Here is an 18,044-nt window from a genome sequence, read left to right as displayed (position 1 = left end):
ATACGTTGGTTATAAAATCACAGGGACAGAGCGTAAATGTTACTGTTTTATAATTTTGGTACAATCAAAACTGACTAAGTGGTATAGTATTTTTATCATGCGGTGCAAAAAACGTTTATTTTTCACAGCTTTGGTAATAGCTGGTCAAGTTTTCTTAGTGGTTTCAGAAAAAGTGTAAAAAAATAAGGACGCAAACCGTTTAATTTCCACCCCTGACGGTCTTCGCGATTGGCCCGCCAGCGGTGTTTCAGCGTTGCGTTGCTCATGCCGCCCGACCGCATGGTTACCAGCACTTCGGGCAGGTAACTGAGTTTGATTTTGTGTTTGTGGATGTACCGCAGCAGCAGTTCATAATCGGAGGAGCTTTTCAGTTCGAGCGTATACCCGCCTAGTTTTTCATACACCGACCGCCGGATGAAGCAGGTCGGGTGGGGGGGCATCCAGCCCCACAGGAAGGCACCCTCTTTGTATTCGCCCACTTTCCAGTAGCGATCAATTTTCTGCGTATTTTCCGCATTGACGTAAATGACGTCACCGTACACGGCATCACAGTTCGTCTTGTCGAAAAGCTGGACCACTTTTTCGACCACCTGGGGATGGTGGTAAAAATCGTCGGCGTTGATGAGCCCGATGACGTCGCCCGTGGCCAGCCGGATGCCTTTGTTAATCGCATCGTACAAACCCTTGTCAGGCTCCGAAACGAAGCGGGTGATGCGGGAACCGTAGGAGCGGACCACCTCGGCCGTGTTGTCGGTCGAATTGCCATCGATGACGATGTATTCAATATCGGGATGGGTCTGGTTCAGCACGGATTCGATGCTGTCGCGAACCGTTCCTGCGCCATTAAACACCACCGTTATGATCGTTACTTTCATTGAATTTCGCGGTTTTTAACCCAGACGGCCGGGTTGCCCTGGTAGATTCCGTAGGCTTCGAGCGGCTGGGTGGCCACCGACCCCACCGCAAGAATGGCGTGGGAGTGGCAGGTAACCCCGGGGCATACGACCGATTTTGCACCGATCCAGACGCCGTTGTCCAGGTGTATGGGTTTAACAAATAAATCGAACGTTCGGCTCCGGTAATTGTGATTGCCGGTTTCGAGCATGGCTCCCTGCGAAATGCAGACGTGATTGCCGATCGTGACCGGAGCCAGGTTATCGATCCAGACGCCTTCGCCAATCCAGACGTGATCGCCGATGGTGAGCAGCCACGGGAATTTGATGTTGACCGCCGGTTTGATGGCCAGCCCCACCCCGATTTTGGCCCCAAAAAGGGTGAGAATCCATTTTTTGACCCGTACTGGAAGGGGCATATACGAATTGATGGAAATCGAACTCACCAAAAACCACAGGATGATTTTGAGCCTGGAGCCGGGGTTCCACCAACTGTTGTTGTAAACCGACAGGTCAGTGCTGACCCGGCTGCCGGGCCTGGAGGTCTTTTCCATATTCTGTTCGGAAAAAATCTATAATTGCTTGTTTATCAGTGCCTACCCGATGATAGACTTCGTACAGTTTGGCATCGACCAGAAACCGGTACCAGAGTCCCTGCAAAAAATGCCACATCAGTCCGGGGCGTCCGTCCAGCACACCCAGCCGCACGATGTACCGGTACAGAAAATACATTACCGGCCGCGTGAAGAGCGGCAGCGACGCATACCGCTGCTTCAGATACCGTTTGCGTTGTTCCTGCGTTCCAAAAAACTTCGGTTCAACCCGAATCGACTGGTCAAAGTTAAAGCGAATGTTGAGAATATCGATCACCTCGCGGATGGCATACAGGTTATGTTTTTGGGTCCACCACGTTAAATTGTTGAGGTTGTGATCCACCAGATCATGCCCGAACTGAATGGAGCGGCCCGTCGACAGTTTAATGTGTTCGTCCATCCAGCTTTCCTCGCAAATGCCCTGACCGCTGCGCCAGATTCGGAGCAGCCAGATTGGGTAATAATCGCCGTGCCGCATCCAGCGGTTCATGAACATCACCCGGCGTTTGACGTAAATACCGCTGACATCATCGGGCAGGGCGGTAAGCCGGGTGTTGATTTCGGTTGCCAGTTCGGGCAAAACATACTCATCGGCATCCATCCGCATCAGCCAGGTGGTCTGGAACGGGATGTGACGGATGCCGTAATTGAACTGCGTCGCGTAATTGACCCAGGGATTCTGAACGACAACGGCCCCCATCGCCCGGGCAATTTCAACGGTTTGATCGGTTGAAAAGGAGTCGACGATGAAAATCTGTTTGGTAAACGGGAGCAAACTGGCAATGCACCGGCCAATGTGTTTTTCTTCGTTGTGGGTCAGAATGATGACGGAGATCGAACTCATGCGGGATGGGATTCAGAGCGTTGGTGAGAACTGAAAACCAGATTTTGGTATTCTTGAAGCAGTTGATGACCAACTACTTTAATTTCATACTGGCTCCGGACGAGTTTGCGGGCATTGCTTCGCAGCGTTTCGGCGTAGTCGGCCTGGTGTAAAACCGCATCCAGTTGTTTGCAGATTGATTCCGGGTTTAGATCGGTCAGGCAAGCCGCCTGAATTTGGCCCACATGGCGGCCCAGGCCCACGCGGTCGGAAATCACCGTCGGCACCCCGGCGGCCATCGCTTCCAAAACCGCCATCGACAAACCTTCGGAGAAGGAGGGCAGCACAAAGACATCGGCATCGGACAGGGCCGCCAGTTTGGTTTCACCGGTGAGCATCCCCACCAGCCGAATCTGTTTTTCCAGTCCGTTCTGGCTGATGAAGTGCTGTGCCTGGTGCTGGTAGCCGTCGTCGGAACCCGCCAGCACCAGCACCGCATCCGTATGCTGGCGGCAATAGTTCCGAAACGCTGGTAACAACAAATCCAGTCCCTTTTTGACGTTCAAACGGCTCATAAACAGCACCATTCGCTGGTTGACGTCCAGGTTGAATTCCTTTTTGAACTGGCCTTTGGGTGGTAAAGTGGCAAAATCCGCGACTTCAATGCCATTCGGAATCAGAACGATTCGCGGGTGTTTATAGCCCAGATAGGTTTCCACATCCTGCCGCTCGTCTTCATTCAGAATGTGTATAAGATCGGCCCGGGCCATGAATTTCTTCTGGACCAGAAAATCCATCGTTTGCTTTTTCCAGCGACTTTGCCGCAGCGCCCAGGCGTCCAGAACGCCGTGAACGGTGATCACTTTCGGCACGGTTTTGTTGACAAGAAAGGGAGCTATGCTGCCAAAATGCCACAGACCGTGGCAATGAATGATGTCGTAGTTGGCACTGTGGGCTTTGAGATACCGGTAAAGGTCCAGCGAAACTTCCCGAAAAAACCGGCTGATGAACGGCGTTCGCAGACAGGGAATGACCCGACTGCCTTCCGGGGCCGGATACAGTTTGTCGCCGGGTGACATCGGACTCAGAATATCGACCTGATGGCCTGCCGCCACCGCAACCTGCGTATGGTCGTAAATCATCCGGGCCGGGCCACCGATGGACCAGGTATAAGCACAAATGTGGAGGATTCGCATACGATGGTTCGAAATAACTAAGTACGGGTCACTTTCACAAATCCGGCGAGCATTTCCCGGGCAACGGTTTCCGGGGTAAAACCGGCAATGATGTCGGCTGAAACCCGCCCCATGGCTTTCCGGTCAACTCGTTCGTTCATAAAGTTCAACAGGCATGTCACGAGTTCGTCCGGCCGTTGCGGGTCGAAAACGTAGCCGTTTTGGCCGTTTTTCACCAGATCGGTCGCGCAGCCACAGCGGTCCGACACCACCACCGGCATACCGCAGGCCATGGCTTCGTTGACCACCAGCCCCCAGGGTTCCGACAAACTGGGCAACACCAGCACATCGGCCAGCGCCAGCGTTTCGGGAACGCGGTACCAGGGTTGATTGGGTAATATTTTGACAAATTCCTGAAGATGAAGCCGTTCAATCTGCGTTTGAAGAACCGCTTTCTGGTTGCCATCGCCGAGCAGCAGCATCCCCCAATCGTTCCGGTCCGCAGCCTGTTGCCGGGCTTGATGAAAGGCATCCAGCAAAGCCGACAGATTTTTCTCGGGGGCCAGGCGACCTACATACACAAAATTGGCCGGTTTTAGCCCCAATGCCTGTTGATGCACTAACCGGGTCGGAAAAGCCTGTTCGTAGACCTGCCTCAGTTTGGCGTTGTCTACAACGGCGTTGTTTTTCACCAGAATCTGTTCCGGTCGGGCACCCAGTTGCATCAGGTACTGGGCCTGGGGAGTACCAAAACAGAAAAAACCGTTGGCCATCGAAATGATACGCCTTTTCAGCCATTCGCGGGGTACGTTTCGCACCAGATCGACGGGCGTAGATTCAGTCTGAATGATGACTTTGATGCCGCTGACTTTGGCAATTGCCATCAGGATCAACTGGGCGGGGTCGTAATAACCCGTCAGCAATAGCACATCGGGACCGTAGGCGCGCATCCGGCTTACCAGCGCCCTGCTTTTGGCGGAGGTGCTAACCTGCTCGATGTACGTATCAAACAGCAGTTCGTAGCTGTATTGATCCGGCAGTTGATCCGGTTTCCCCAACAGCGCCCGGGATTGTTCGCTTTGAGCAATCTGCAACACATGAACAGTGCTGCCAAAGGCGGAAGCCAGCCGGTGGAGTTCACTGAAAACCGTTGCTTTATAGTGTGCCCACAGGATGTTGTGAACAATCAAAATCTTCATAGAGATGGGGTAAGGCCTCAGAGTGCCGGTTTAACCACCGGATGATTGAGCAGGTTGGGGGGGTATAGGTGACTAATTCCCACAAACCGGATCATCAGACAGAACGGGTGCCAGAACGAGATTTCGTAGGGACGACCGTTCGTAAACAACTGGACGAACAGCATGATGTAGAAGTACGCCAGGAAGGTCGAAAGGGTATCGGGGTTGTCGCGGATGGTCTTCAGGCTGTAGAAGAGGGCCGAGAAACAGAAGGCCGTAAATGTTACAAAACCGGGAATGCCGTGGTTGATCAGGGCTTCCATCAGCGGCACATCCAGGTAGGTAGACTTGTAGCCCTGTCCGACGAGAATCACGTGAATATGACCTTGCAGGATGTTTTGCAGGTACATAAAACTGGTGGCCCGGTTGCCTGCCGAAGCATCTAGGGTGGCCGCAAATTGATTCTGAACCTTCATCCCCAAAACGGCATACACGTTCTCCAGATTTCGTTCAATGAAGGCGACGGCGTAGCCATACAGGATGGCGATCAGATCGCCGTTTTTGCGCATGAAATAGGAAATACCCATGAATGCCACGAAAAACAACAAGAGCGAAGCCGGGCGCGTCAGACCGTGTATGGCCTCTTTGATCTGCCGTGGGCGGATATTGAACATAAAAAACAGGCCGATGATCAGAATCAGGGCCACGATGCTCGAGCGGGTTTGCGTCATGACCAGAATGCCCATGCTGAAAACACAGGAGCCCAGGGCCAGAATCCGGACAATGAAACCCGTTTGGGGGCGGAAGGCCCAAATCCCACAGGCCACGACGCACATCAGGGCATTCCGGGAAAAGACGTGGGGGTTCCCGGATCGATATTCTCCCTCACCATACTGAATTGCAGCCCGTTGGCCGATGTTCCAGGTGGGGTCGGTCATCAGGGCATACACCAGAGCCAGGTTGGAAATCACCGTAAAAGCAATCACAATCGGCACAAAAACCTCGATGATATCGTTCGGAATGTTAATCAGTAGAAACAAGAACAGGGCTACATAAATGTAATAAATCGTATCCATCGTGCCGTCTCTGAACCACTGGTCGCGGTAAAAAGCCATGTAGAAAATGATCACGGCAAAAAACAGCAGTGCCATATTCAACAGGTTGGTATTCAGGCGGTAAAGTTTACGTAGAAAATGAAAAGGGATCATCAACGCAAAACCCAGCGCCAGAAAAGCGGCCGTAAAAGCCGTACTTCCCGGTGCAATGCGAAGCGTTTCCTTAAAGAAGAAAATCAAGGGATAGCCGTCAATAACCATTAAAATACCGACGACATACCGCATCAGGTGTATTCTCCGCCAGGTAAATAATTCTTTCAATGACGATAGCATAGCGTATTCGTTTTATACGATTTTAAAAATACCTCAATTGGCCTGATCCGATTCAGAAAGCAATTGTATTTTTTTAATATCTATACAAAGATAGAGAAAAGAATAGTCAAGAATGAACAATGCACAATGAATAATGAGCAACGGTGTTTTTGAGCACTTACATTTTCCGGGGAATATCGACCGTTTCAATAAACTGAAGGGTTTCCCGCAACGTCTCGACGGCTTTTTTGCGCCAGCCTTTCACCGGCGGTTTGAAAGGCTGAAGCCCGTAGGCCGGCACAACTGACCCCAGCCCGTTCCGGTCGAACGTGCGCAGGCGGGTCTGGTAGTCGCCCAGCCACTTTTTAATCGTCGGGAAGTCTGAAATCCGAACCCGGTCCTGCGCCTGAAAATAGCCCTCCTGATCGGCTAAACCTTTGTAATTCAGAAAAACAACCGGATTGCTTTTGCTAATAGGTCGTTCGTGCAGATTCCATAAGCCAAGGTGCCAGCCGGGGTTTTTCACGATTGTAACGCCTTCGAACAATCCAGGGGTCAGTGCCAGCCAGATCTGGTCGGTATACATGCCTTCGCAGGGGCGGGCAAAGGCCCGTTCCGGCACCCGATGACTCCACCAGTCCAGAAACCGGGCCGCTTCGGCAGACCGTTTCAGACCGAGAAAACCGGAAGCGTATAAACCGATATTCTGAAGGTATTTTTCGTCCGGAAAGGCATTGTCCGTCACCGGTTTGAGGAGATGTGGGGTCAGCACAAGCGTCGCATCGGCATACCGGTTCGGCAAGTCCGTCAGTGGTTGGTACAGAACAACAGACGGATCGAGATAGACGAGCCAGTCGCTTTGCGTTTGATTTTTATAGACGTGATTGATAAACAGCGGTTTGCAGGCTGCCACCATTTCGGCAGGAGTGTATTGTTGCGAAAGCTGCGTCAGATCCGTAATCGCCAGCTCGCTGATCAAAACCACCGGATACGGGATTTGAAAACCGGTTGGCAGGTTTGAGGCCTTATCGCAAAGCCCAATGACGAACGAATCGCCGGGATGCTGTTGTTGCACACTTTCGCCCAGAGCGAGGGCCTGCGGCAGTTGTCGGATGGTGCAAACGGTCAGAAATGTCATCATAAGTTGGTTACTCTACTAAATCGCCCAAAGCCGCCAGAAAAGGCGCATACTGATTCGCTTCCTGATCGGCATAGCGGTGGTAATTTCCGGCCACCAGTTCCCGAACGACCGAACCGATCCTGGAAAACCGCCCGTCGGGCATCGTGCTTCGCCGGGCATAATGCGCCAGCCGCCGTTCAAACTGTTCGATTCCCGGTGTTCTGGCCGCGATTCGTTGGGTTACCAGGGTGTATAAATCCTTCAATTCCCGGTGCTTGCGAATCAGCGGGTCGAGTTTCTCCTGGTGCGGACGCGAAAACCGGTCTTTGAAGCGTACCGGTTTTCCGGCCTCCGGCGGACGGGTGCCGACCTGCTGTTTTTCGTGGGTTCGATACCAGACCAGCGGTTTTTCGTAAAAGTCGATGGTGCCTTTGGCGGCTGTTACCAAGCCCATCCAGCCGTCATAAATGTAATTGGGCAGGTTTGGAATGGGCAAAAACGACGTCAGCAACCGCCGGCGCAGGGCCGAAGTGCAGCCCATCACCCGGTTGCCGTCCAACAACACTTCCACCGCTTCGCCCCGTCGCCACCGCTCGCGGATGGGTTCGGTAAACCGTACGGCATCCCAAAACAGTCGCCCTGTGTTGTTCAGGCTGGTGTCGGCAATGACGGCATTGCTGAACACCAGATCGACCTTCGGGTGTTGAATCAGGTAGTTGGTGAGCGTTTCGATTTTTTCGGGCAACCACCAGTCGTCCTGATCGCAGATAAAAATCAGCTCGCCATTGCAAAGTGACAGGGCTTTTTCAAAGTTTTTATTGAATCCCAGGCGGGTCGCATTCCGGATGATCTGGACGGGAAAAGGGGCTTTGGCGGCAAATTTTTCCAGGATCGCCCGCGTCTGGTCGGTCGAATCATCGTCGCAGACGACCAGTTCGGTAGGTAACCGGCTCTGTTTCAAAATACTCCCTAGCTGGGTTTCCAGATAAGCTTCGCCGTTGTAGGTGCAAAGTGCCACCGAGATCGTCGGCTGGTTCGGATCAGATGGTGTAGCCATAGGTTGCAAAGATGGGCCGCCAGTAGTCGGTTCCGTGAATGTTCCAGGCGTGGCAGCCGAAGGGTAACTGGCCTTTGTTGTAGGTTTGAATGGCGCGTTCGGGATAAAACTCGACCGAAAACCGCAGTGCCGTCCGAAAATCCGGAACGCTGATCAGGGGAAAATACCGGTTAATTTCAATACCCCAAAACACATCTTCGTTGTATTGGTGGGCGTGAATTTTCTCGTAATCAGCAATCTTCTTCTTGTAAAAACGAATCCAGCGCAGCAGCGTGGGGATTTTGCGCAGCGAAAAACCGCCATTGCCCACCCCGTTGAGGGAGGTGATTTCGCGCGGGGTAACGCCGTCGTCCTTCTTCAGATCCAGCCAGATGGCGATTTTTTTCTTGATGTTGAACACGGTTTCATCCTTCCAGTCGGCAAAATCGCGGTCGCGGAGCCAGGGAGCCCCGATGTATTCGTAGCCTTTCCGGCACCACTCCGCCAGTTCATCCCGAAACACAAACGCATCCAACTGGTAAATGAGCATGTATTCGAAATCCGTAAAGGCCTGATAGTAATCTTCCGAAAGCATCAGCCGGTTGTAAGACTGCACGTCCTTGAAAAACGCATCATCGAACGTCCGCACCTGGAGATGCGGATGCGGCTGGGTCAGGTACGATACATCCAGGGAACGGGGGGTTACCAGAATAATCGGGTGCTGACCCAGCACGCGCAGGCACTGCGTGAGCGAAATTTTTTCATACGCCGTCAGCGACGATTGATAAACCGGAATGACCACACAGGCGACCTGCGGACTTTTACGTAGCTTGTTCATTTTTCGGTTTTCGGTTTACGGTTCACCGATTTCGGTTGGCTGATGCACGTATTGGAATGCGTCAGCCAACCGAAATCGGTAAACCGTAAACCCGTAAACTAATCACCGGTTTTCGAGCACCGAAATCAAACGATCGATTGGCGATTTCAGGGCTTTTCGGACGCTTTGGTAATACAGCGTTTTCGGTGGCTTGATGTAAAAACAGGGGTAATTCCGGTACGTTTCGTTCTGATTATCAAACAGCCGCTGCCGGTAGAGTTCAAACAACGGCACCACATCGGGGCGTTGTGCAAAGGTAAACCGATTCTGGTATTTGGAGATTTCCTGCGGTTTGTGAATCCCGTAGCCGCTGTAGTGGAAAAACTGCAAATCCGCCGTTTCGTTGACCTTCCAGACGCCATTCTGTTCCGAGAAAAACCGCTCGTGGAGGTTCCAGTAGGCGGCATTGTAACCGGGATGCTTTTCAATCCAGACCTTGTCGTAATAAATCGGCGCAAAATTCACCCAGTGCTGATCGACAAACAACCCGTTGCAGAGGTCGATGCGACACTCGTTCACCAGCCGTTTTTTCCACCATTGTACAAACCGGTTGGACTCCTCACTTTTCTGCAACCCAATAAACCCCAGGTTGTAGGTGCCGGTGTTCAGGTGGTTCAACTCGTTGGGAATCAGCCAGTCGGTGATGGGTTGGCAAATGTGTGGGGTCACCACCAGATTGTATTCGCTCAAATGCTGTTTCAGTCGGGTAAGCGGCTGAAAAACAATGATATCCGGGTCGAAATAGATGACCTCGGTGGCGTCGGAATAGTGTTTGAAAAAGTAGTCGATGTAAAACGGTTTGACGGCGGTATTCAACTCCGTGATGTCGTACCGCTCGCACATGCCCGCAAAATCCTCGATGTCGATCTGGTCGATTTCCAGCATCGGATAGGCAGGAACCAACTCGGGGGGCAGGTGGGCCTGATCCAGCTTATCGACCAAACCGATCACATACTGCCAGTCGGGATTGGTTTGCCGCAGCGAGTCACCCAGGGTTCGGGCCTGAGCAAGGTAGTTGATCGAACAAATCGTGAAAGCTAGCGTCATGCGTAATATTTCTGCAAGAGGTGTTTTAAGTAGCGTTCGGGCTGAAGATCAGCGCGTTGGTCCAGTAAAACAGCCGCACTTTGGGTAGTATCTATTTCAAAGGGTTGACCTTTATCGATCAGCCGGTAAAGGGCTTTCAAACCGAGTTGCTTTTCGATGGCCTGCACAATGTCCAGCGGTTTGACGCTGTATGGATTGGCCACATTGATCATCTGGTTCCATTCGCCCGGTCCGCGACCGATGTACGCCGTCACAATCCGGTACACATCATCGACATCGATCAGGTTCCGGGTAGCACCCTGCCAGACGTCGAACGGTTCGTGGTTTCGGATGCGGTTGACAAAGAAATTCAGAACCGTATGCGGGTTGTCCGTTTTGCCTACAACGTTCGAAGCTCTGATTATCAGGTAGTTTTTGCAATTTCCGACGATGTAATCTTCCAGAAACAGCTTGTGGGTCACGTACGGAGAGCCCTGCTCGGTGGGGTCGGTGACGCTGCACGTACTGAAATAAACAAACAGCCGGTTTCCGGACGACGCGATGGATTCTTCCACGAGCTTTTTCTCGCGGGCAAACGCCGACGCCCGGTTTTCCTTGGAGTTGGAGACTCCGGAGGCAAAAATCAGAACATCATCCCGGTCGTCGAAAGCTGAAAAACGCCGGGCAATCATACCGTTTCCAACGACCATGCTAGGGAGTGTGTTCATTCAACGCGGTTTCAAGAATGGCCAGCAGACGGGGCACCAGCACCCCGGCATCATGATTCATGGCCCGCTGGTAAAAAATCGCCCCAACCCGGCTGCGTTCGTCCGGTGCGTTAGCCAGTCGCCGAATCACGTCGGCCAGGGCCGAAACGTCGGAATACGCGACCAGACAACCTGTATCTTCCCCGACAAAATCCGGACTGCCGCCCGAATCGCGGAAGCACAAAACCGGGATCCGGTTCAGGCCCGCTTCAAGAATTACCAGCGGATACGGATCTTCGCGCGAGGTTAAGGTAAAGATGTCAAAACAGGCAAAATAGTTCAGGTAATCGCCACCCGGTTCGATCAGAATCACGCGCTCGTTGAGTCGCATCCGTTCCAGATCGTAGGTCAACCGGCGGTATTCTTCCCCTTTTTTGGGAACGCCAATCCAGACAAAATAGGTGTCGGGGTGCGTTTTCAGCACCTGCTGCGCCATCAGGACGAACAAATCCACGCCTTTCCGCCATTCGGCATTGCCGCAGCCACCCACCACCACGGCATCGGGCGGGATGCCCAGCCGGGTGCGAATCGCGGGCTGGTCCACGCTTTGCAGCGTGTTCAGCAGCGATTCGGTGCGAATGAGTGAATTGAGGACATTGGTTTTTTTGGGGGCCAGTCCGTGATTCTGAATCAGATTCTGCCGAACCGCATCCGAACCACACAGAAACAAGGTGGCGTGGTCGAGCTGGTAGCGTAGTTCGTTCGGTTGGGTATAAATATGAATCGATGTTTCCAGTTCGTGAACGTAGGAAACAAAGGGCAATCCCAGCGGTTGAAGCCGTTGCAATAAACCGCCGTTGGCGATGGTATTTGAAAAGATCAGATCAAACGACTGCGCTTGTAAAACCGGTAGCAGTTCGGCAAAAAGCTCGCTTCTGGGATCGTTATCCTGGTTCGAGTTGCCAACCCCGAGCCGCTTGAAAGCCCGGGTAATCAGACCATTGGGCTGCGGTGGCGCGGGCGGAACAAAACCGTCGTAGACCCTGGTAACCCGTTCGTAGTCGGGCAGGAGCGGTCCGCCATCCCCCAGCAACAAGGCCGTTTCGACTCCCGACTTCTGTAAAAAAGTCAGCAGGTGAAGCAGTAAATATTGCGCGCCGGCCCGGTTGGCATCGTGGCCGATAAAAAGAATCCTGGTCAAGAGAAAAATGATTAATAAACTTTGTGACTCGGAATGGGGCGTTTTTCGGCGGGATTGCCCATGTAAACACCCCAGGCTTCGGTCGATTTGATGACGGCTGCGGCCATGCCCACCAGCGTGCCTTCGGCAATGTGCAGGTAATCGCGAATGGTGCTGTTGACGCCGAAAAAGCTGTAGGAATCCACCACGCAGTGACCTGACAAAACGACGTGCGAGGTGAAAAAGACGTGATCCTTGATCTGTCCGTGGTGGCCAATATGATTGCCGCTCCACAACACGACGTTGTTGCCGATGGTCGTGAAAGGCTGAATCGTATTGTCCTCCAGAATAAAGCAGTTTTCGCCGATCGGGTTGTTGAAGAGCGTTGCTTTGGAACTGACGTAGGAAATGCACTCGTACCCTTTGGCTTTGGCTTCCAGGTAAATTTTTTCCCGGTTTTTGTTCATTTTCCGGCCCGTCATGGGCGCGAAAAATTTGAATTCCTGCGGAGGATACACCGTTTCAATCTCTTCAAAAGCGACCACCGGAAGCCCCTTAAACTCGGTTTCTTTCAGGTAATCCCGGTTGAGGGCAAACGCAACCACCTCATGTTCAGAGTCATGCGTTAAATAAAAATGCGCGAGTTCGGCGGTATCCAGTACGCCGAAGATGATCACTTTTGCCATATTTTAATTTTGAATGATAGAATGAGTGAATGATAGAATGTCCGGGGAATCAGGTCGATGAATAGTTTTATTCATCCATTCTATCATTCACTCATTCAAAATTAAATTAACTCAAACTCTTTCAGCATCTCCTGCACCGTCGGTACGTCGTTGAACATCAGCACGTCGGCGATGGAGAGCCAGGGTATAAATTCGTTCTGAAACTGGGGGTATTCGACCCGTTTCGACTGAATAAAAAACAGTTCGATGCCCGCGTCGGCAAACCGTTGCCGGTCATAGAGTTCCATGCCCCCGATGGGATTGATGTACCGGGTTGCTTTCTCCTGCAGACAGATGTCCAGAATCCGTTCCTGCCCCCGGAGTTCGCTGTTGTTATACTGATCCGACGACGGAACCAGTTCAGTATCAATGCCCAGGTAATCATTGAGCAGGGGAAAACCGTCACGAACCAGTTCGGCAATCGTTCGAACCTCCAAGTTTACGATTTTTTCCAGCAAGGGGAATACCGTTTTATAAAAAGGTGCTTTCCGATACGACTGACCGAGGGTTTGCAGCAATTTTTGCCGCCATTTCGGATCGTCGCTCAGGTGGATGTCGGCAATCCGTTTGTTCTGGCTGGCATCCTTGAGCGGCACCGTGAGCATAAAATCCTTGCCGTTGACCAGAATCCGGTTTCGGTTTACCCAGCCCCGGTTGATGAACGCCACATCGTCGTAAAAAATAAACTTATCGACCTCGTTCATCAGTTGCAAATACCCGATGTAAGGCAAAAAATAAGGCTGCATGATGGCAATGGTCATCTCGGTAAACGGTTTTCAAAAACCGTCTTTTGTGTGGAAACTGGTTTCGAAAGTTGGGCTACTTCAATTTTCGCAAATAATAATCCTCACCCGGTACGATCAGGTGAGTCATGGTGGTGTCGGTTCCCAACCGTACATCGCCCGGTTGCGGTTTGATGACGTTTTTCGAGAAAAACAGATAATCCGCTTCTTTCGGAATGGGTTGAACCCCTTTTTCGAAGGGATTGATCACGATCAGCCGCCGGGACAGGTTTTTGCCGTACAGGGGGTATTCAAAATCGTCGTTGATGGTTCCCAGGGCAACCGTCGCGTTTTCCGGCACCAGCGTATCGAACCGTTTGTAGGGCACGTAACTATCGGGCCGGAACATCATCTGCGAATACATCCGTTCGGCACTGAACGCCGACGGTCGCCCATAGGCCGGAAGCGGCAAACAGCGCTCGTTCAGGAAAACCGTAAACAGGGCGGAAAGACCTCCGACGATGATGACGAAACCCACATACGTTTTGAGCATCACCCGGCCCGGTTTCACAATATTGAGCCAGCGGTTCGTAAAGAGGATGGGTAAAAAGAGCGACCCCAGCAAACCGGTTTCGATGAAATACCGCCCTTTGAAAGGATCATACGGCGCTGAATAGGAGAGGGCCAGAAAGTGAAGCACGAAGGCAACCGCCAGGAAAAAGTGGGCTTTCGAGCGCAGGAGGCCCAGCAACGACAGCGCGACCAGCGGCAGAATCAGGCCGAAACCGATGATGCCCCAGTAGGGATTGGCATTGTAAAACTCAAACCGACGGCTGAAAACGAAGGGGAAGATTGAAAAGTCGGTTTCCTCGTCCAGCCGCATTTTGGTGACTTCCTCCAGTTTGACCAGCGGTTTTCGCATGATCACGTTGGCGTCCAGACCCCATTGCGTGTTCCGCAAACCGTCGAGGTTGATGTGATCATAGCCGTACCGAATGACATTTCGGCTGCCTTGTTCCAGCAAATTCCGCAACGGCCCGGCGCGTTCCACCGACTGGTGTTTCAGGGCGGTCGGTGGTCCAATGGGGTGGCCGAATACTTCGATGTTTTTAAGATACCCCGTTGGCAGCATCCACAAACAAACACCAACGACGAAAGCCGGTACGACGTGTTTGAGTCGCTGAAAAAAGATCGAGGGTGTGGGTGCCCAGAAAACCGTGTAGATCATCAGGACAAACAGCGACGGCAGGAGCAGCGTAAATGTAACTTTGTGGCCGTAGGCAATCCCGAAAGTGATGCCGGCCAGATACAGATACCGGGCATCGCGGGTGGTTTCCGTGCCGGATTCGCGGTAGGCAAACAGGAAATACAGGAAACTCCCCAGGTAGGCCGTCAGCACAATATCGGTTTCGGTCGTAACGGCCTGCATCAGAAAATCGGGCAGCAGGGCGTAACACAGGGCGGCAAAAAAACTGGCGGACAGGTTCCGGGCAATGCGTTGGGCAATACCGAAAACCGCGATAATGGCCATCCAGTAGGACAGATGGTGAATGAGTTTGAAGGCATTCTCGAAGCGGCCGGTGATCAGAAAGGAATAAATCTGGATCGTACAGACGCTTTTGGGGTAGGTGTCGATGTTCCAGTTCGTACCGCCAAAATGCCGCATACTGCCGCGCTGGATGTATTGCATCACCCGGTTCAGGTGGCCGGTCATGCTGTCCCATTCGTTCGGGGGCGTGAGCAGCACCAGCAACAGGTTGGTGATGGCAATGACGCCCAGGGTTGCCAGCAGAGTCGTGAAAAGAACCTTGAAATAGAGGGACAGTGAGCGGTACCAGTTGCCAAATGTTTCCCGCCTTTCCCGCAACAGCGATCCCACCGACCAGCGCGGCTGATTGACGAGCCTTCCAAAAACCAGACGCAAAACCGTTAAGGTCAGAAAAACGGCAAACGCCCAAACCGGCGTAGTGGCTGTCAAATACAGGGCGGAAAGGCAATAACCGGTCAGAATAACGCTACCGGCAAAGAGAATGAAGCAAACCAGCAACCACTCGGTCAGCGATCGTCGGCTGATACCGGCTGCGGTGTTGCCAATGTAAACAACGAACAGGGCAAACGTAAGCAGGTAAAAGAAAGTCATGATGTAATGCTGGCAGTGAATTAGCGTATGAATGAAAAATGTAAAATGATGAATGTAAAATTTAAAAGTGATAACCGGTTCAAGGCTACCGTGTAAACTATTTTTACATTTCTAATTCTTCATTTTACATTTTTCATTCTTTTTTTAAACGTATTTATTCACAATCTCGCAAACCTGATCGATCACTTCTTCTTCCAGATCGGGATACATCGGCAGGCAGAGGGCCCGGAGCGCAATGCTTTCCGAAATGGGGCAGGGTTGGGTGGTTTTCAGGAACGGCAGGGTATTCAGCGAGGGGTAAAAATACCGCCGGGGATTGATCTTTACCTGTTCCAGTGCCGCTTTGATTTCCAGCAATTTGGCCTCAGTTTCCAGAACAATCGGATAATAGGCGTAATTGTAGCCGGTTTCGGGCTGAATCACGGGCCGTTGGATCTTCGAGAGGTTCAACTGCGCATCATAGCGGGCAAACCGCTCTTGGCGGGCTTCGATCAGTTTCGGCACCACGGGCAGGTTGCAAAGCCCCATCGCGGCATGGAATTCGGAGTTTTTGCCGTTGATGCCCATGTCGATGTAGTCATCGAAGCGGTGCCCAAAGCTGCGGTACAGATTGAGTTTTTCGGCAATGGCGTCGTCATTGCAGGTAACCAGACCGCCTTCGATGGTGTGGAATACCTTCGTTGCGTGGAAACTACACGTGCTGATGTCGCCGTATGACAGGGCAGACTTACCTTTGTAGGTGGCGCCAAATGAATGTGCTCCATCGTAGATCACTTTCAGATTGTGCTTTTTTGCCAGGGCTTCGATGGCTTCGATCTGGCAGAGATTTCCGTAGACGTGGGTGGCCAGAATAGCCTCCGTGTTTTCGGTGATCAGCGGTTCGATCTTCAGCGGATCGATCGTGAAATCATCTTCCCGAACATCGGCGAAAACCGGCGTGCAGTTTTCCCACAGGATGGCGTGCGTACTGGCACAGTACGAAAATGGGGTGGTAATGATCTCTTTGGTGAGCCCCAATGCCTTGATTGCCATTTGCAAAACGATGGTTCCGTTTCCGCAAAACAGCAGGTGATTGATGTCAAGATACGCCTTCAGCTCTTTTTCCAGTTGCTGGACGAGCGGACCATTGTTGGTCAGGTAGACACGTTCCCAGATTCCCTCAAGATGCTTGACGTATTCTTCGAGGGGAGGCAGGTACGACTTGGTGATGTTAATCATTCAGAATGTTTTCTTCCATCATTTCGGTGTGGAACTTCAGTTGCGGACGCACATAGCCTGGCCATTTGCCATACCATGCCACACCGTCGCGGTAATCGGCAACGTCAAAGATAAGTCCTTCTTCCATATTGTACAGCGGAGTGACGGTATCTTTTACAATCATCATGGAGACGTTATACGTCCCATCGTTCAGAAAGTGACCCGGTACCAGACACTCGCCCGCGATAAGCCCCTTTGAATAGGGTTGGGATTGCGTTCCGACGTTGAAAATACATTCGCCGGTCATGGAGTTCATGTGAAGGCTCAGGTTGAGGTTGGCCTTGTCCATGAAGTTCCAGTATTCGAACCGAACGCGGAACGGGGTGCGAACGTCGATAAAAATCTGATTGTCAACGTATTCGGGCAGGATTTCGATTTTCTTGATCCGCACCAGATCATTGCCGGGAGCCTCTTCCGGCGTATTCCACTCCCGAATCAGTTTCGTTTTTGAAATTTTGCTCAGATACGACGCGACGACCTGGTTGGTTTCGCCCTGTTCGATCAGTTGCCCGCGTTCGAAGTAGAGCGTCCGGTTGCAGAGCGCCTGCACGGCCGTCATGTTGTGACTGACGAACAGAATGGTCCGGCCGCTGGCCGAAACATCGCGCATCTTCCCCAGACTTTTCTTCTGAAACTCGGCATCACCGACTGCCAGAACCTCATCGATGATGAGGATTTCGGGATCGAGGTGGGCGGCAATGGCAAATCCCAGCCGGACGTACATCCCCGATGAATACCGTTTGACGGGCGTATCCAGAAATTTCTCGATGCCACCAAAATCGACGATGGCATCAAACTGCTTCCGGATTTCTTCCCGGGTCATGCCCAGAATGGCGCCGTTGAGGAAAATATTTTCGCGACCGGTCAGCTCGGGGTGAAAACCGGTGCCGACTTCGAGCAGGCTGGCAATGCGGCCCCGGATGTGAATCCGGCCCGTGGTGGGTTCGGTAATTTTGCTGAGAACTTTCAGGAGTGTGGACTTGCCGGCTCCGTTGTGACCAACAATCCCGATCCGGTCGCCCTGCTCGACGCTGAAATTAACGTCTTTCAGTGCCCAAAAGTCTTCGTGTTCAATGTGTTCGGTCTCCTCGTGTGGAGACTTCTTACCATTAAAAATCTTTCGTATCTGGTCGCCCAGGGCATCCTTGATACTGGTGCTGCCCTTGCCCCGTTTATGGTCGATGATGTATCGTTTGCTAATATCTTCTGCTGTAATGACCGCCAT

At 52.1% G+C, this 18,044-nt stretch carries 17 protein-coding genes; all 17 read right to left on the bottom strand.

Annotated features, from left to right (window positions below; translation table 11 throughout):
- Nucleotides 1-122 precede the first annotated feature (122 nt).
- Nucleotides 123-875: a glycosyltransferase family 2 protein gene (locus ACS5NO_RS24360; protein ID WP_150875616.1), complete on the bottom strand. Its 753-nt coding sequence runs from the start codon at nucleotides 873-875 to the stop codon at nucleotides 123-125.
- Nucleotides 872-1,447, bottom strand: a complete 576-nt coding sequence (locus ACS5NO_RS24355) for a WcaF family extracellular polysaccharide biosynthesis acetyltransferase (protein ID WP_439417539.1) — start codon at nucleotides 1,445-1,447, stop codon at nucleotides 872-874. The genes ACS5NO_RS24360 and ACS5NO_RS24355 overlap by 4 nt, the downstream gene beginning before the upstream one ends.
- Nucleotides 1,407-2,330, bottom strand: coding sequence for a glycosyltransferase family 2 protein (locus ACS5NO_RS24350; protein WP_439417538.1), 924 nt, complete (start codon nucleotides 2,328-2,330; stop codon nucleotides 1,407-1,409). Before ACS5NO_RS24350 ends, ACS5NO_RS24355 begins: the two co-directional genes overlap by 41 nt.
- Complete coding sequence (locus tag ACS5NO_RS24345) at nucleotides 2,327-3,505, bottom strand: glycosyltransferase (protein ID WP_439417537.1); 1,179 nt, start codon at nucleotides 3,503-3,505, stop codon at nucleotides 2,327-2,329. Before ACS5NO_RS24345 ends, ACS5NO_RS24350 begins: the two co-directional genes overlap by 4 nt.
- A 17-nt stretch (nucleotides 3,506-3,522) precedes the next feature.
- Entirely contained in the window at nucleotides 3,523-4,683 is a 1,161-nt protein-coding gene (locus tag ACS5NO_RS24340) for a glycosyltransferase family 4 protein (protein ID WP_439417536.1), read from the bottom strand.
- A 17-nt stretch (nucleotides 4,684-4,700) separates the two neighbouring features.
- Nucleotides 4,701-6,050 carry an O-antigen ligase family protein gene (locus tag ACS5NO_RS24335; RefSeq protein ID WP_439417535.1) on the bottom strand — a complete coding sequence of 450 codons (1,350 nt, stop codon included), beginning with the start codon at nucleotides 6,048-6,050 and terminating at the stop codon, nucleotides 4,701-4,703.
- A gap of 157 nt (nucleotides 6,051-6,207) precedes the next feature.
- Nucleotides 6,208-7,170: a hypothetical protein gene (locus tag ACS5NO_RS24330; RefSeq protein ID WP_439417534.1), complete on the bottom strand. Its 963-nt coding sequence runs from the start codon at nucleotides 7,168-7,170 to the stop codon at nucleotides 6,208-6,210.
- Nucleotides 7,171-7,177: 7 nt separating this feature from the next.
- On the bottom strand, nucleotides 7,178-8,206 hold the full coding sequence (locus ACS5NO_RS24325; RefSeq protein ID WP_439417533.1) for a glycosyltransferase family 2 protein: 1,029 nt from the start codon (nucleotides 8,204-8,206) through the stop codon (nucleotides 7,178-7,180).
- Complete coding sequence (locus ACS5NO_RS24320) at nucleotides 8,190-9,023, bottom strand: DUF5672 family protein (RefSeq protein ID WP_439417532.1); 834 nt, start codon at nucleotides 9,021-9,023, stop codon at nucleotides 8,190-8,192. Before ACS5NO_RS24320 ends, ACS5NO_RS24325 begins: the two co-directional genes overlap by 17 nt.
- Before the next feature lie 102 nt (nucleotides 9,024-9,125).
- Nucleotides 9,126-10,109: a glycosyltransferase family protein gene (locus ACS5NO_RS24315; RefSeq protein WP_191908744.1), complete on the bottom strand. Its 984-nt coding sequence runs from the start codon at nucleotides 10,107-10,109 to the stop codon at nucleotides 9,126-9,128.
- Entirely contained in the window at nucleotides 10,106-10,816 is a 711-nt protein-coding gene (locus tag ACS5NO_RS24310; protein WP_439417531.1) for an NAD-dependent epimerase/dehydratase family protein, read from the bottom strand. The genes ACS5NO_RS24315 and ACS5NO_RS24310 overlap by 4 nt, the downstream gene beginning before the upstream one ends.
- Nucleotides 10,800-11,996, bottom strand: a complete 1,197-nt coding sequence (locus tag ACS5NO_RS24305) for a glycosyltransferase family 4 protein (protein WP_439417530.1) — start codon at nucleotides 11,994-11,996, stop codon at nucleotides 10,800-10,802. The genes ACS5NO_RS24310 and ACS5NO_RS24305 overlap by 17 nt, the downstream gene beginning before the upstream one ends.
- Nucleotides 11,997-12,007: 11 nt before the next feature.
- Nucleotides 12,008-12,661 (bottom strand): acetyltransferase, encoded by a 654-nt coding sequence (locus tag ACS5NO_RS24300; RefSeq protein ID WP_138990908.1) that lies wholly within the window; start codon nucleotides 12,659-12,661, stop codon nucleotides 12,008-12,010.
- A 101-nt stretch (nucleotides 12,662-12,762) separates the two neighbouring features.
- Nucleotides 12,763-13,461, bottom strand: a complete 699-nt coding sequence (locus ACS5NO_RS24295; RefSeq protein WP_439417529.1) for a WbqC family protein — start codon at nucleotides 13,459-13,461, stop codon at nucleotides 12,763-12,765.
- A 58-nt stretch (nucleotides 13,462-13,519) separates the two neighbouring features.
- Nucleotides 13,520-15,562: an ArnT family glycosyltransferase gene (locus ACS5NO_RS24290; RefSeq protein WP_439417528.1), complete on the bottom strand. Its 2,043-nt coding sequence runs from the start codon at nucleotides 15,560-15,562 to the stop codon at nucleotides 13,520-13,522.
- A gap of 144 nt (nucleotides 15,563-15,706) precedes the next feature.
- Nucleotides 15,707-16,780 carry a DegT/DnrJ/EryC1/StrS family aminotransferase gene (locus tag ACS5NO_RS24285; RefSeq protein WP_439417527.1) on the bottom strand — a complete coding sequence of 358 codons (1,074 nt, stop codon included), beginning with the start codon at nucleotides 16,778-16,780 and terminating at the stop codon, nucleotides 15,707-15,709.
- On the bottom strand, nucleotides 16,773-18,044 hold the full coding sequence (locus ACS5NO_RS24280; RefSeq protein WP_439417526.1) for an ABC transporter ATP-binding protein: 1,272 nt from the start codon (nucleotides 18,042-18,044) through the stop codon (nucleotides 16,773-16,775). The genes ACS5NO_RS24285 and ACS5NO_RS24280 overlap by 8 nt, the downstream gene beginning before the upstream one ends.

It is taken from the genome of Larkinella fluvii, from assembly GCF_051857545.1.
Taxonomy (GTDB): Bacteria; Bacteroidota; Bacteroidia; order Cytophagales; family Spirosomataceae; genus Larkinella.
The sequence above is the reverse complement of the archived record's forward strand: the minus strand, read 5'-3'. Positions and strand labels throughout refer to the sequence as shown.

Coding starts and splice junctions, on each gene's coding strand:
- ACS5NO_RS24340 (WP_439417536.1), bottom strand. CDS start 4,683: ATGAAGATTTTGATTGTTCACAACATCCTGTGGGCACACTATAAAGCA.
- ACS5NO_RS24325 (WP_439417533.1), bottom strand. CDS start 8,206: ATGGCTACACCATCTGATCCGAACCAGCCGACGATCTCGGTGGCACTT.
- ACS5NO_RS24315 (WP_191908744.1), bottom strand. CDS start 10,109: ATGACGCTAGCTTTCACGATTTGTTCGATCAACTACCTTGCTCAGGCC.
- ACS5NO_RS24280 (WP_439417526.1), bottom strand. CDS start 18,044: ATGGCGGTCATTACAGCAGAAGATATTAGCAAACGATACATCATCGAC.
- ACS5NO_RS24320 (WP_439417532.1), bottom strand. CDS start 9,023: ATGAACAAGCTACGTAAAAGTCCGCAGGTCGCCTGTGTGGTCATTCCG.
- ACS5NO_RS24350 (WP_439417538.1), bottom strand. CDS start 2,330: ATGAGTTCGATCTCCGTCATCATTCTGACCCACAACGAAGAAAAACAC.
- ACS5NO_RS24310 (WP_439417531.1), bottom strand. CDS start 10,816: ATGAACACACTCCCTAGCATGGTCGTTGGAAACGGTATGATTGCCCGG.
- ACS5NO_RS24285 (WP_439417527.1), bottom strand. CDS start 16,780: ATGATTAACATCACCAAGTCGTACCTGCCTCCCCTCGAAGAATACGTC.
- ACS5NO_RS24295 (WP_439417529.1), bottom strand. CDS start 13,461: ATGACCATTGCCATCATGCAGCCTTATTTTTTGCCTTACATCGGGTAT.
- ACS5NO_RS24345 (WP_439417537.1), bottom strand. CDS start 3,505: ATGCGAATCCTCCACATTTGTGCTTATACCTGGTCCATCGGTGGCCCG.
- ACS5NO_RS24360 (WP_150875616.1), bottom strand. CDS start 875: ATGAAAGTAACGATCATAACGGTGGTGTTTAATGGCGCAGGAACGGTT.
- ACS5NO_RS24300 (WP_138990908.1), bottom strand. CDS start 12,661: ATGGCAAAAGTGATCATCTTCGGCGTACTGGATACCGCCGAACTCGCG.
- ACS5NO_RS24330 (WP_439417534.1), bottom strand. CDS start 7,170: ATGATGACATTTCTGACCGTTTGCACCATCCGACAACTGCCGCAGGCC.
- ACS5NO_RS24335 (WP_439417535.1), bottom strand. CDS start 6,050: ATGCTATCGTCATTGAAAGAATTATTTACCTGGCGGAGAATACACCTG.
- ACS5NO_RS24290 (WP_439417528.1), bottom strand. CDS start 15,562: ATGACTTTCTTTTACCTGCTTACGTTTGCCCTGTTCGTTGTTTACATT.
- ACS5NO_RS24355 (WP_439417539.1), bottom strand. CDS start 1,447: ATGGAAAAGACCTCCAGGCCCGGCAGCCGGGTCAGCACTGACCTGTCG.